Here is an 11,019-nt window from a genome sequence, read left to right on the forward strand (position 1 = left end):
CGTCACCGGTCCACGGCTGCCACAGCGCGAGACCGACGAGCACGGTCGCGACGATGCCGAGCACCACGTGCGGCGTGTGCACGCGACGCGCGAGCTCACGGCGGCGTGCGGACCCGACCAGTGCCCACCCCACGACCGGCGGGAGCGCGAGCACTCCACCGCGCAGGCCCGCACTGATGGCCATGTCGCGCAACGCGTCGGCCACCTTGGCGACCTGGCCCTCGGGCTGGCCGGCGATGGCGGCGTAGCGCTGGATCAGCTCGTCGGTCGACTGCGCGTCGGTCTTGCCGAGCCGGATGTCGACGCCGAGAAAGCCCGGGGAGTCGACGCGTACGTCGGGGAGGACCGGCCCGGTGTGCAGCACCGCGTGGCCGGAGAAGTCCGGCCGGATGACGGCGTCGTGGCTGGCCAGGACGACCGTGCGGCTGCTGGTCAGGAACAGCGCCAGCCCGATCAGGACCGCGCAGGCCAGCCAGACCCCGACGTACGCCAGGGCCCGCGGGATCCGCCCGACGGTCAGCGACGCGACTCCGAGATCGCGTAGAGCGCCACGGAGGCCGCGACGCCGGCGTTGAGCGACTCGAGCTGGTTGGCCATGGGGATCGACACGAGCTGGTCGCAGGTCTCGCTCACCAGGCGGGACAGGCCGTTGCCCTCGGAGCCGACCACGACCACGAGCGGGCCGTCGGCCAGCTCGAGCTGCGGCAGGCTGACGTCGCCGTCGGCGGCGAGGCCGATCACCATGCAGCCCGCGTCCTGGTAGGCCTTGAGCTGGCGGACCAGGTTGACGGTCTGGGCGACCGGCAGCCGCGCGGCCGCGCCGGCGCTGGTCTTCCACGCCGACGCGGTCATGCCTGCGGAGCGGCGCTCGGGGATCAGCACCCCGTGGGCGCCGAAGCCGGAGGCGCTGCGCACGACCGCACCGAGGTTGCGCGGGTCGGTGACCGAGTCGAGCGCGACGATCAGCGGCGGCTCGCCGTTGGCGGCGGCCGCGTCGAGCAGGTCGTCGGGGTGGGCGTACTCGTAGGGCGGGATGCGCGCCGCCAGCCCCTGGTGGACGGCACCACCGGTCATCCGGTCGAGCTCGCCGCGGGTGACCTCCTGGATGTTGAGCCCGCGCTCGGCCGCGATCGCGAACGCCTCGCGCAGCCGGCCGTCGCGCTCGGCGCCCTCGCCCACGTAGACCCCGGTCACCGGGACCCCGGCGCGCAGCGCCTCGACGACCGAGTTGCGCCCGGCGACCCACTCGGCCTCGGTGCCGCTCTTGCGGCGCGGGCGGCCGGCGCTCGACTTCTCCGCGCGCTTCGCCGCCTTGTAGGCCTGGTGGTAGGGCCGGTCCTTGGCCTTCGGCGTGGGGCCCTTGCCCTCGAGACCGCGGCGGACCCGGCCGCCGGAGCCGGCGGTGGGGTTGCCCTTGCCGGTCTTCTTGATCGCGCCCTTGCGCTGGGAGTTGCCTGCCATTACTTCGTTCCTGCTTCCAGTGACCACTTCGGGCCGTCGGGGGTGTCCGTGATCTGGATGCCGGCGGACTTGATCCGGTCGCGGATGGCGTCGGCTGCGGCGAAGTCCTTGGCGGCACGCGCCTCCGCCCGCTGCTCGAGCAGGCCGGCGACCAGCGCGTCGACCACGGAGGTCAGCTGCTCCTCGTGCCCACTGCTGCCGCTCGCCCACACGGGGTCGGTCGGGTCGAGGCCGAGGACGCCGAGCATGGCGCGCACCTGGGCGGCCTGCTCGGTGGGGTCGTCGACGCGGTTGCCCTCACGCACGGTGTCGTGGAGGACCGCGGTCGCTGCCGGCGTGCCGAGGTCGTCGTCCATCGCAGCGGCGAACGCCTCCGGCACCTCACCTGGCGCGCCGGCACCCGCGCGCTCGAGGAAGCTCTCGATGCGCCGGAACGCCACCGCCGCCTCGTCGAGCGCCTCGAAGCTGAACTCCACGTGGCTGCGGTAGTGGGCCGCGACGATGTAGTAGCGCAGCTCGATGCCGCGGTACTGCTCGAGGACCGCGGGGATCGTCAGCGAGTTGCCCAGCGACTTGCTCATCTTCTCGCCGGCGGTGGTGATCCAGGCGTTGTGCATCCAGTACGACGCGAACGCCCGTCCGGCCGCGCGCGACTGGGCGAGCTCGTTCTCGTGGTGCGGGAAGCGCAGGTCGACGCCGCCGCCGTGGATGTCGAAGGCGCTGCCGAGGTACTTGCCGGCCATCGCCGAGCACTCGATGTGCCACCCGGGCCGGCCCGCACCCCAGGGGCTGGGCCAGGACGCGGTCGCGGGCTCGGACTCCTTGTGGCCCTTCCAGAGCGCGAAGTCGCGCGGGTCGCGCTTGCCGCGCGGGTCGGCGTCCTCGGCCGCCTCCATGTCGTCGATGCGCTGGCGGGTCAGCTCGCCGTACTGCGGCCAGGACCGCACGTCGAAGTAGACGTCGCCGGAGCCGTCCTCGGCGGCGTACGCGTGCCCCTTCGCGATCAGCTCCTCGATCAGCACGATCATCTCGGGCACGTGCCCGGTGGCGGCCGGCTCGTAGGTCGGGGGCAGCACGTTCAGCGCGTCGTAGGCCCGGTCGAGCTCGCGCTTCATGCGATAGGCGAGCTCGTACCACGCCAGGCCCTGGTCGGCCGACTTCACCAGGATCTTGTCGTCGATGTCGGTGACGTTGCGGATGAACGTCACGTCGAAGCCGCGGTGGGTCAGCCAGCGGCGGAGGACGTCGAAGTTGACCGCCGAGCGCACGTGGCCGACGTGCGGCTCGGACTGCACGGTGAGGCCGCAGACGTAGAGACCCGCCTTCCCCTCCTCGAGGGGTGCGAAGTCACGGACTCCGCGGGTCGCAGTGTCGTACAGCCGGATGGTCACCCGCAGAGTCTAGAGTTCTTCGGTGAGGCGACTGACATCCTCGATCCTGCTGACCGCGGCACTCGTGCTGACGCTGCTCGCCTCTCCGGCGCAGGCCGCCCCAGCTCGCCGGATCGACTACACCTCCTGGGACACGCCGCGCGAGTTGCGCTCGGGGACGCTCGAGTCGCTGCGGGTGACGGGCGGCCGGGTGGCGCTGGTGCCGGGCGCCGACAGCGGCCGGTGGACGTCGCCGTGGGCCGGACCGGGCTTCGGGCTGACCCGCCTGATCGCGTCGTGGTCGGCGCGCACCCCGGGCGACAGCCGGGTGACCATCGAGGTGCGCGGCCGGTCGGGCGCGACCAGCTCGAGCTGGGACACGCTCGCGGTCTGGGCGAGCGGCGACCGGTTCGTGCGGCGTACGACGGACTCCGGCCAGGCCGACGACCTCGCCTCCGTCAACGTCGACACGTGGGTGGTGCCCGGCGGCGTGCGGGCCTACCAGCTCCGGGTCACGCTGGCCCGGGCCGCCGGCCAGGCCGCGTCGCCGTCGCTCGACTCGGTCGGCGCGATGTCCTCGCTGCTGCCGGACACCTCCGACGTCGCGACCTCGCGTCCTGGGGTGGGGCGCGGCATCGTGCTCGACGTGCCGCGCTACTCCCAGATGGTGCACCGCGGCCACTACCCCGAGTACGGCGCGGGCGGCGAGGCGTGGTGCTCCCCGACGTCGACCTCGATGGTGCTCGGCTACTACGACGCGCTGCCCGCGCCCGCGGCGTACTCATGGGTGCCGGCGGGCCACGTCGACCCCTGGGTCGACCACGCGGCGCGGATGACCTACGACGCCGACTATGCGGGCACCGGCAACTGGCCGTTCAACACCGCCTACGCCGCCGCTCAGACCGGCCACGCGTTCGTGACCCGGCTGCGCTCGCTGCGCGAGGCCGAGCGGTTCATCGCCGCCGGCGTCCCGCTGGTCGCCTCGATCGCGTTCGGGCGTGGCGAGCTGAGCGGCGCGCCGATCTCGGCCTCGGCCGGCCACCTGCTGGTGATCGTCGGCTTCACCGACACCGGCGACGTGGTCGTCAACGACCCGGCCGCCGCCACCCGCGCCGGCGTGCGCCGCACCTACGACCGCGGCCAGTTCGAGGATGCCTGGATCCCGACGTCCGGCGGCACCGTCTACGTGATCACCGACGACGCCCACCCGCTGCCGGCGAACAGCCCGGGCAACTGGTAGCGGAGACGCGAACTGCCGGCCGGGCCTCGGGCCCGACCGGCAGTCGTGGGAGCGCGGTGGCTCAGCCGCGGCGGACCCGCAGCAGTGCCGTCCCGACCAGGCCGGCGCCGACGACCAGCAGGAGCAGCGCCGGCGTCTGACCGGGGTCACCCTGAGCCGCGGCGGCAGGGGCCGCCGAGACCGGGGCCGCGCCGGCGGGCGCCGCGGCCGGCGCCTCGGGCGTCGCCGAGAGACCGGCCGCGATCGTGGTCGGCACCTGGAGGCTCGTGGAGGAGTCGTCGGGAGCCGAGGTCGAGGACGCCGCCTGGACGTGGATGTCCGAGGGGCTCACTCCGGACTCGGGGCACTCCTGCGGCGAAGCGGGCGACTCCGACGTCGTCGTGTGGGTGACCGGCTCGCCCGGCACCCAGGTGTTGGTGGCGTCGTCGTAGACGAACGGCGTCGTGGTGCTCACCGTCGTGGTCACCACGGTGTCGGAGTCGCAGTCGACCTCCTCGGAGGAGTGCGACTCGTGGACGGCCGGCGGCTGGGCGGGCATCTCGACGCAGTCCGCGGCGACCTGCTCCTGGGTGGTCCAGGGCGTGAAGACGACGTTCGCGATGGTCGGCGTCGTGTCGGTCACCAGGTCCCACGCGTTCGTGGCGCCGTTGAAGACGTAGGTATCGGTGAACTGCTCGTCGTAGGTGAGCGCGCCGGCGCCGTACGTCGTGCCGCCGAACGCGACAGCACAGCCGTCGAGGGCCTTCGCGTCGGCTCGGGTCACGTCGGGCGGCGGCGTGCACGGGGTGCCGACGGGCTGGTTGCCCGGGAGGTCGACGCACGCGTCGCTCGGCGTGCCGCACGGGCCGACGCTTCCCGACCGCTCGCCGTGGTAGCTGCCGTCCGCGGCCTCGACGTACGCCGACCACGCCGTGGTCGCGCCGTCCTGCGGCACCGGGAAGGTCTGGTTCAGCGACGACCCGAAGGTGCCGCTCTGCGTGACGCCCCCGATGGTCACCGACCAGCGGTTGGCCATGCCGGCGTCGTACGCCGTGGCGCCGACGTGCACGCCGGAGCAGTCCGCGCTGATGGCGGGCGTGTGTGCGGAGGCCGGTGACATGACGAGCAGGCTCGCCCCGGCGCTGATGACGGACGCGGTCAGGACCGCGAAGAGCTTCATAACTGACTTCCCCCAGTGACGTCGTGAAATGTGCGCGGCGCCCCGAGCCCCCCGCGTGGTGCGGCGGTGAGGTGCCCGTTGGCCGAACCGTTAGCCACTGGTCTAGTCGTGCGCAGGTCGTCGGCATGATCGCGCTCCCACCGGGGACGCACGCGCGGCAGGGACGTCGCTCAGACGCCGAACCCGCCGTCGACGTCGAGCTTCTGCCCGGAGACGAACCCCGCGCGGTCGGAGGCGAGGAAGCAGACGGCCTCGGCGACGTCGGTGGCGTTGCCGAACCGGCGCAGCGGGATGTTGCGACGCGCGGCGGCGAGCGCGTCGTCGGAGAGCTCGCCGGAGGAGATCAGGCGCGCGGCCATGCCGTCGGTGAGCATGCCCGGCCCGACGGCGTTGACGCGCACGCCGTAGCGGCCCTCCTCGGCGGCCAGCGCGCGCACGATCGCCTCGACCGCGGCCTTGGGCGCCGACGAGAGACCGTCGCGCACGGGATAGCGGGCGGTGGCGGCGGTCGTCACGGCCACGATCGAGCCCTGCGACTCGCGCAGCGCCGGCAGCGCGGGCCGCACGACGGCGAAGAACCCCGCCGCGTCGGCGGCCAGCTGCTCGGCCATCGCCGTCGGCGCGACCGCGGACAGGTGGGTCATCGGCACGTGCGGCCCCGCGGCGTACACCACCGTGTGCAGCCCGCCGTGCGACGCGACCACGGCGTCGACCACCGCCGCGGCGTCGGCGGCCGCGGTGGGCGCGCCCAGGTCGAGGGCGTACGACGTCGCGTGCTGTCCCCACTCGCGGACCGCCTCGACGGCCGCCGCCCCGGCCTCGGGGCGCGAGCGGTAGGTGAGCGCGACGTCGGACCCGCGGCTGGCGAGCATCCGCGCGATCGCGAGTCCGAGACCACCGCTGCCACCCACGACCAGTGCCGCGCCGGTCCGGTCGGCGAAGTCCTTCATCCGTCCTCCTCCTGAGTCTCCTCGGACGCGTCGGGCTCCTCCGGCTCGACGGCGGTCAGCTCGATCGTGTGCCAGCCGGTCGCCCCGTCGGGGAGCACGTCGCGGACCTCGCCGGTCTGCACGAGCCCGTCGGCGTCGGTGGCGCGCACGCTGACGGTGTGGTCGCCGGGGTCGAGGTCGACGGTCGCGACCCACTGCACCCAGGTGTCCGCGCTCGGCACGCCCGCCAGCCGCGCCGGCACCCACGACCCGCCGTCGACGGAGATCTCGACGGCGTCGATGCCGGTGTGCTGGGCCCAGGCGACGCCGGCGACCTGGGCGCCCCCGCTCGGCACCTCTCCGCCGTCGCGCGGCACGTCGATGCGCGAGGCGAGCTTGACCGGACCGAGCTCCGACCAGCCCTTCGAGGTCCAGTAGGCCTCGATGTCGGCGAACCGGGTGACCTCCAGGTCCACGACCCACTTGCAGGCCGAGACGTAGCCGTAGAGCCCCGGGACGATCGTGCGCACCGGGAAGCCGTGCTCGATCGGGAGGGGACTGCCGTTCATCGCCACCGCGAGCATCGCGTCGCGCTCGTCGGTGAGGACGCTGAGCGGCGTGCCGCACGTCCAGCCGTCCTCGGAGGTCTGCAGCACGGCGTCCGCGCCCTCGTGCACGCCGGCGGCGCGCAGCAGACCGGCGATCCGCACCCCGCTCCACCAGGCGTTGCCGATCAGGTTGCCACCGACCTCGTTGGAGACGCAGTTGAGCGTCACCCACGCCTCGGTCAGCGCCTGGTCGACGAGCTCCTGGTAGGTCACCACGACCTCCCGGTCGACCATGCCGTGGATGCGCAGCGTCCAGTCGGCGGGCTCGATCGCCGGGACCACGAACGCGGTGTCGATCCGGTAGAACGTCTCGGTCGGCGTCATCCACGGGGTCATCTCGGGCACGCCGACGCGCACGTCCGGCGGCGGCACCGGGCGGCTGACGCCCGGCAGCCGCAGCAGCCGGCGGGTCGCCTCGACGTGGCGGCGGCTGCGCCCGATCGCCCGCCCGACGACGCCGAGGGTCGCCCCGGCACCCACGAGGACGCCGACGCGGAGCAGGAAGGTACGCCGGGTGTGGCCGGCGGACCCGGAGCCGGGACCGGAGCCGGGCCCGGTGTCGGTCGCGGGCGCGGCCGCGAGCGCGCGCTCGTGGCGGCGCAGCGGCTCGGTGAGCAGCGAGAGGCAGATCAGCCAGGTCGCGAAGCCGGCTGCGACCGGCAGCGCGTCGAGGGCCGTCGCGCCGCGCTGGACCCACACCGCGACCCCGCCGATCGCCGCGAGAACGGCGTACACGATCACCGACCGCCACCAGGTGCGCCGCGCGAGCAGCCCGGTCCACGCGAAGACGGCGGCGCTGAGCACGAGGATCACGACCACCAGGAACGGCTTGTCGGCCCGGCCGAGGAACTTGATGGCTCCCTCGACGGCCGGACCGGGCGTGAGCCGCACCACGAGCTCGGCGACCGCGACGACCGGAGAGTCGCGGATCGTCATCACCATCGCGAGGCTGTAGCTCACGGCGAGACCGGCGAACCCGGCGACCAGGCCGGCGAGCGGCCATGCGCGGGAGGTGCTCACCGACTGATTCTTGCGCACCGTCCGGCATGATCGTCGTCGTGGAGCTCCTCCCCCGGATCGGCATCGGCACCGACGTGCACCGCCTGGTCGACGGCGCACCCCTGCACCTCGCCGGGCTGCACTGGCCCGACGAGCCGCAGGGCCTCGAGGGTCACTCGGACGCCGACGTCGCCGCGCACGCCGCCTGTGACGCGCTGCTGTCCGCGGCGGGCCTGGGCGACCTCGGCTCGAACTTCGGTACGGCGGAGCCGGCCTGGGCCGGTGCGTCCGGTGCGGCCCTGCTCGCCGAGACCGCCCGGCGGGTGCGGGCCGCGGGCTTCGCGATCGGCAACGTCGCGGTGCAGGTGATCGGCAACCGGCCGCGGCTGGGACCGCGCCGCGCGGAGGCGGAGGCGGCCCTCAGCGCCGCCGTGGGTGCCCCCGTCAGCGTCTCGGCCACGACCACCGACGGGCTGGGCCTCACCGGCCGGGGCGAGGGGGTCGCGGCGATCGCCACCGCGCTGGTCACCGCCGGGGGCTGACGGCCGCGGCCGGGTCCTTACGGTGGCCGACCAGCACGACGCCCTCGACGACGCGGACCTCGTAGGCCGGGACCGAGACGTGGTCGTCGTCCAAGCACCTGCCGCTGCGCAGGTCGAAGGCGTGCTTGTGGGTGGGTGAGGCGACGAACGGGACCCCGCCGCGCACCCCGACGATGCCGCGTGCGATCACCGACGCCTTGGCGAACGGGTCGTGGTTGCCCAGCGCGAAGACCTCCTCGTCCTGGGTGCGGAAGATCGCGATCGCCTGCCCGTGCACCAGCGCCGTCGCGCCGCGCTCGACCTCGAGCTCGACGACCCGGCAGACCGGCTGCCACTCCACGGACCCGGATCCCATATCGGCCCCTTCCTGGTCCGTCGAACCTAGGGCCGGGGTGTTGATCCCCTGTTTCACCGTGTAACAGGCATGAAAACCCTCGGACCCCACCCCACCGGGCCGAGTCGGCGCGTCTGCACGCCGCAGGCAGCGCGCCGACCGCAACCACACCGTCGGACCACCCACCCGGGGACCGACCCCGCGGCCTCGGCCGGCGTGGCGGCGAAGCCGACGCGCCAGACGCGGGCTCCTACACTGCGCACGTGCCCGCAGCCGTCGTGATCCTCGCCGCCGGGTCCGGCACCCGCGTGGGCGCCGGGACCAACAAGGTGCTGCTGTCCCTCGGCGATCGGCCGCTGCTCGCCTGGTCGGTGTGCGACGCGCTCGCGCTCGAGGACGTACGCCGGGTGCTGGTCGTGGTCCGGCCCGGCGAGGGCGACCTGGTGGGTGCGGCCCTCGCGCCGTACCTCGGGGCCGGCGAGGTCGGTGTCGTCGAGGGCGGCGCGACCCGGCACGGGTCGGAGTCGAACGCCCTGCGCGCGCTCGCGCCCGAGGTCGAGTCGGGGGCGATCGACGTCATCGCCATCCACGACGGCGCCCGCCCGCTGGCCGGCCGCGAGCTGTTCGCCGCGACGATCGAGGCGGCCCGCGCACGCGGCGGCGCGATCCCGGTGGTGCGGCTGCCGGGGCTGCTCGCGCTCGACGGCCGGGGGTTGCCGGAGCTCGACGGCGTGCAGACCCCGCAGGCGTTCCGGGCGCGCGAGCTGCTCGCCGCCTACGCCGCGGCCGACGCCGACCGTTTCGACGGCACCGACACGGCGGCCTGCTGGAGCCGCTACACCGACCTGCCCGTGGTGGCGGTGGGCAGCAGCCCCCGCAACCTCAAGGTCACGTTCCCCGAGGACCTGGCCCTGGCTGATCGATTGGCCGATCGCCTGCGGTGAGCGCCTCGAGCACGCGCACGTCGTCCTCGGACCCGACCCGGCGCGCGGCGGGCGGAGCCTCGACCAGCTCGACGGGGTAGCGGCTGCGCAGCGTCGCGACCAGCTCGACGAGGTCGTGGCTGGGCAGACCGCCCAGGTCGGCGACGACCGACGGCGGCAGCACCACCGGTGCCGCGACCGCGACCAGCCCCTCGCGATCGACGGTCTCGCCGACCACGCCCTCGGCGACCACCTTGACGGTGTCGGTGACCGGCCGGACGCCGACCACCACGCAGGAGCGCTCCAGCGCCCGGGCGACGCAGTGCGCGATGAACTCCGGCGGGGTCATCGGGCACAGCGGGTCGTGCACGACGAACGGCTCACCCGCGGAGACGACCGCCTCCCACGGCGTACCGTCGTCGATCGGCAGGACGCCCGCCTCGCCCAGCGCCCAGGCGGCGCACGCGACGAGGGCCTCGCCGTGGATCAGCGCGAACGGCAGCGAGTCGCGCCCGTCGGCGAGCACGGTGCCGAGCGCAGGCGCGGGATCCTCCGGGAGGTCATACGAATCGTGGGCCATAGTCCCCACAACGTATGACGTCTCGTGCCCCGGAGACGACGAGGCCCCCGGGCGCAACACCCGGGGGCCTCGTCGAACGTCTGCGCTGATGCGTCAGGAAGCGAGCACCTCGTCGAGGAGGGCCTCGGCCTTGTCCTCGTTGGTGTGCTCGGCCAGCGCCAGCTCGGAGACCAGGATCTGCCGGGCCTTGGCGAGCATCCGCTTCTCACCGGCGGACAGGCCGCGGTCGCGCTCGCGGCGCCACAGGTCGCGCACGACCTCGGCGACCTTCATGACGTCGCCGCTGTGCAGCTTCTCGAGGTTGGCCTTGTAGCGACGCGACCAGTTGGTCGGCTCCTCCACGTGCGCGGCACGGAGGACGTCGAACACGCGGTCGAGACCCTCCTTGTCGACGACGTCGCGGACCCCCACGAGGTCCAGGTTGCAGGCGGGCACTCGGACCACCAGGTCCTGCTGGGCGACGATACGGAGTACGAGGTACTGCCGGTCCTCTCCCTTGATCTTCCGCATCTCGATGTCTTCGATGACTGCGGCTCCGTGATTCGGGTAAACAACCGTTTCGCCGACGGTGAAAGTCATATGTCAGGTACCCCTTCCTAGGCCCCTATCTTAACACGGGCTGAGAATCCCCTTCGGATCGTTTGCGCAGGTCAGGGGCACAATCGGGGGTTGACAGATCCGTACGTCGTGTGGTGGCGGCCACGCCCGGACGCCGAATCCCCACCCCGGACTGGGGTCTGACAGATACTGCGGGGTATGTCGCCGACCCTCCGCCGCCGCGCCAGCCCCGGGGCCACCCCGCCCCCCGCCGACGCGCCCGACGCGGCGACCACGCCGGTCCCGGATCCGCCCCCGTCCTCGACGCCGGCGCGGC

The 11,019-nt window shown here is 73.8% G+C and carries 11 protein-coding genes and 1 pseudogene; 3 read left to right on the forward strand and 9 right to left on the reverse strand.

The window, feature by feature from the left end; translation table 11 throughout:
* The 3 genes and pseudogenes from Q0L15_RS04435 to cysS all read right to left on the reverse strand — a co-directional run.
* Positions 1–364, reverse strand: a pseudogene (locus Q0L15_RS04435) (metallophosphoesterase); the annotation flags it as partial.
* 152 nt (positions 365–516) lie between these two features.
* Positions 517–1,461, reverse strand: a complete 945-nt coding sequence (rlmB, locus tag Q0L15_RS04440; RefSeq protein ID WP_296602523.1) for a 23S rRNA (guanosine(2251)-2'-O)-methyltransferase RlmB — start codon at positions 1,459–1,461, stop codon at positions 517–519.
* On the reverse strand, positions 1,461–2,852 hold the full coding sequence (cysS, locus tag Q0L15_RS04445; RefSeq protein ID WP_296602524.1) for a cysteine--tRNA ligase: 1,392 nt from the start codon (positions 2,850–2,852) through the stop codon (positions 1,461–1,463). The genes rlmB and cysS overlap by 1 nt, the downstream gene beginning before the upstream one ends.
* Positions 2,853–2,874: 22 nt before the next feature.
* Between cysS and Q0L15_RS04450 the strand changes: the two genes are divergently transcribed.
* Positions 2,875–4,071: a C39 family peptidase gene (locus tag Q0L15_RS04450; RefSeq protein WP_296602527.1), complete on the forward strand. Its 1,197-nt coding sequence runs from the start codon at positions 2,875–2,877 to the stop codon at positions 4,069–4,071.
* Between the two features lie 61 nt (positions 4,072–4,132).
* Here the strand turns inward: Q0L15_RS04450 and Q0L15_RS04455 are convergent, their stop codons facing one another.
* The 3 genes from Q0L15_RS04455 to Q0L15_RS04465 form a co-directional block, all read right to left on the reverse strand.
* Positions 4,133–5,230 carry a hypothetical protein gene (locus Q0L15_RS04455; RefSeq protein WP_296602529.1) on the reverse strand — a complete coding sequence of 366 codons (1,098 nt, stop codon included), beginning with the start codon at positions 5,228–5,230 and terminating at the stop codon, positions 4,133–4,135.
* A gap of 170 nt (positions 5,231–5,400) precedes the next feature.
* Positions 5,401–6,180 carry an SDR family oxidoreductase gene (locus Q0L15_RS04460; protein ID WP_296602531.1) on the reverse strand — a complete coding sequence of 260 codons (780 nt, stop codon included), beginning with the start codon at positions 6,178–6,180 and terminating at the stop codon, positions 5,401–5,403.
* Positions 6,177–7,787: a molybdopterin-dependent oxidoreductase gene (locus Q0L15_RS04465; protein WP_296602532.1), complete on the reverse strand. Its 1,611-nt coding sequence runs from the start codon at positions 7,785–7,787 to the stop codon at positions 6,177–6,179. The genes Q0L15_RS04460 and Q0L15_RS04465 overlap by 4 nt, the downstream gene beginning before the upstream one ends.
* Positions 7,788–7,813: 26 nt before the next feature.
* On the opposite strand from Q0L15_RS04465, the gene ispF reads away from it, so the two are divergent.
* A complete protein-coding gene (gene ispF / locus Q0L15_RS04470) occupies positions 7,814–8,308 on the forward strand; it encodes a 2-C-methyl-D-erythritol 2,4-cyclodiphosphate synthase (protein ID WP_296602534.1) in 495 nt (164 codons plus the stop codon).
* Here ispF and nirD read toward each other — a convergent pair.
* Complete coding sequence (nirD, locus tag Q0L15_RS04475; protein WP_296602535.1) at positions 8,292–8,663, reverse strand: nitrite reductase small subunit NirD; 372 nt, start codon at positions 8,661–8,663, stop codon at positions 8,292–8,294. The genes ispF and nirD overlap by 17 nt on opposite strands.
* A gap of 242 nt (positions 8,664–8,905) precedes the next feature.
* On the opposite strand from nirD, the gene Q0L15_RS04480 reads away from it, so the two are divergent.
* Positions 8,906–9,586, forward strand: coding sequence for a 2-C-methyl-D-erythritol 4-phosphate cytidylyltransferase (locus Q0L15_RS04480; protein ID WP_296602536.1), 681 nt, complete (start codon positions 8,906–8,908; stop codon positions 9,584–9,586).
* Here Q0L15_RS04480 and Q0L15_RS04485 read toward each other — a convergent pair.
* Both Q0L15_RS04485 and Q0L15_RS04490 read right to left on the reverse strand, forming a co-directional pair.
* Positions 9,531–10,145, reverse strand: coding sequence for a 2-C-methyl-D-erythritol 4-phosphate cytidylyltransferase (locus Q0L15_RS04485; RefSeq protein WP_296602538.1), 615 nt, complete (start codon positions 10,143–10,145; stop codon positions 9,531–9,533). The two genes, Q0L15_RS04480 and Q0L15_RS04485, sit on opposite strands and share 56 nt — an antisense overlap.
* Positions 10,146–10,238: 93 nt before the next feature.
* Positions 10,239–10,724, reverse strand: a complete 486-nt coding sequence (locus tag Q0L15_RS04490; RefSeq protein ID WP_011757466.1) for a CarD family transcriptional regulator — start codon at positions 10,722–10,724, stop codon at positions 10,239–10,241.
* Positions 10,725–11,019 lie beyond the last annotated feature (295 nt).

It is taken from the genome of Nocardioides sp. (assembly GCF_024509035.1).
Classification (GTDB): Bacteria; Actinomycetota; Actinomycetes; order Propionibacteriales; family Nocardioidaceae; genus Nocardioides.